At 52.6% G+C, this 1831-nt stretch carries 2 protein-coding genes; one reads left to right on the forward strand and one right to left on the reverse strand.

Going from position 1 to position 1831, the window contains the following annotated elements; genetic code table 11:
- Positions 1-115 precede the first annotated feature (115 nt).
- Positions 116-1414 (forward strand): IS110 family RNA-guided transposase, encoded by a 1299-nt coding sequence (locus J2S11_RS22155; RefSeq protein WP_307398377.1) that lies wholly within the window; start codon positions 116-118, stop codon positions 1412-1414.
- Positions 1415-1462: 48 nt separating this feature from the next.
- Here the strand turns inward: J2S11_RS22155 and J2S11_RS22160 are convergent, their stop codons facing one another.
- Positions 1463-1612, reverse strand: a complete 150-nt coding sequence (locus J2S11_RS22160) for a hypothetical protein (RefSeq protein ID WP_307398379.1) — start codon at positions 1610-1612, stop codon at positions 1463-1465.
- Positions 1613-1831: the final 219 nt, after the last annotated feature.

The raw sequence follows: 1831 nt of genomic DNA on the forward strand, positions 1-1831 counted from the left end.
AAGGAGCCATTCCTGTAATGAAGTAATTTGAGGTTTGAGTAGAAAAGCGCCACTTGGTATACTGGGAAACGTTCCAAGCAGAGAACAAATCCCAATAACGAAAGAGGCGCTCACCATGAAGCATAAACTAAAACAGAAACAGAATCAACGAATTACACGAATTACCGAATCGACCCTTGTCGTCGGAGCGGATATTGCCAAGAAAGTTCATGTAGCTCGTGCAGTGGATTTTCGCGGCATTGAGCTCGGCAAAGATTGCGTGTTCCATAACGATCAGGAAGGGCTAACGAAGCTGTCAGAGTGGATGAAGGAACTTGGCCGCATGCAGGAGAAAACCGACATCGTATTCGGCATCGAGCCTACCGGGCACTACTGGTTCCCGTTAGCGGCATTCTTGGAGGAGCAAGGCATCCAGGTTGTTGTGGTCAATCCACACCATGTGAATAAAAGCAAAGAGTTGGAGGACAACTCCCAGACGAAGAGCGACTACAAGGATGCGAAAGTCATCGCAGACCTGGTTCGTAATGGGAAGTACTCGGTGCCCAATCTGCCGACGAAGGAATATGCCGAACTGCGAATTCTGATGAACCTTCGGGGGAAAATCACCGTGAACCTGAATCAGGTGAAAGCTCGGATCACCGGTTGGACGGACCGTTACTTTCCGGAGTATCCAACCGTGTTCAAGGATTGGACCGGCAAAGCATCACGGATGACGCTGCGCCAGTTCCCCACGCCGGAGGAAATCCTTGCGGAGGGAGCCCGAGGCGCGCTAACGCACTGGAAGACGGAAATCAAGCAAGGAATCGGCATCAAGCGAGCCGAGCGACTGTACGTAGCCGCAATGTCCTCTATTGGACTGACTGAGGGACTGGCGGCAGCCCGAATCGAACTGGCGGCCTTACTGGAGCAGTACGATCTGTACGTCAAGCAGGAAGAAACCATCATGACGAGCGTCATGCAGATTCTGGAGAAGATTCCGGGAACGGAGCACATGTTGAGTGTGCCGGGCGTCGGCGTGCTGACGGTGGCCGGTTTCCTGGCGGAGGTAGGCGACCTGAACAACTACGACCATGGCCAACAGATCATTCGGCTGGCCGGGCTGAATCTGACCGAGAACAGCTCTGGGAAGCGCAAGGGAAAGACTGGCATCAGCAAGCGAGGACGCTCGCGCCTCCGCGCCCTTCTGTTTCGGGTTATGCTGCCGATGGTAGCGAGGAATGCGGAATTCAAAGCGCTCCACAAGTATTACACAACGCGCAGCCAGAACCCGCTGAAGAAGAAGCAATCGATGATCGCGCTGTGTGGAAAGTTGATTCGCGTCTTTTATACACTGGGGACAACGCAGAAGATGTACAACGCAAGGGATGTAATCGGACCGGTTCGGCAAGCGCAGCTTGACCAACACGCAGCCTAAGCCGGCCTGGCAATTCAACGGTTCATAACTCCGTTTATCTCGCTTTATTCACATGTGAACAACACGGACAATGGAAGCACCGGAGAAGCCGAAGGACATCGTCCATAAGGGCAACGACCCTGTAAAGGAGCAAGAATCGGCCTCCACCCCTTGAGAGGTAGAACGAAGGAATGTGAGGGCATCGACCCAGCGTGACATGGGAGGGTAAACCCCAAGGGCGGAAGTGGAGATCCACTGTGCGATCATACCTAATTATCCACAGTCTGGAAACGGATATTGACAGGCTCTGTTCCCGCCTACCCTTTAACGCAGAAATGGGCGCTACCTGACATTCTCCACTCTCCTTCTCAATCTGTCAATGTTGAAAATGGGAGAATACGCGAGAAAACGCGAGAAAACATTACTTTATAGTGGGAG

It is taken from the genome of Bacillus horti (assembly GCF_030813115.1).
In the GTDB taxonomy this organism is placed as follows: domain Bacteria; phylum Bacillota; class Bacilli; order Caldalkalibacillales; family JCM-10596; genus Bacillus_CH; species Bacillus_CH horti.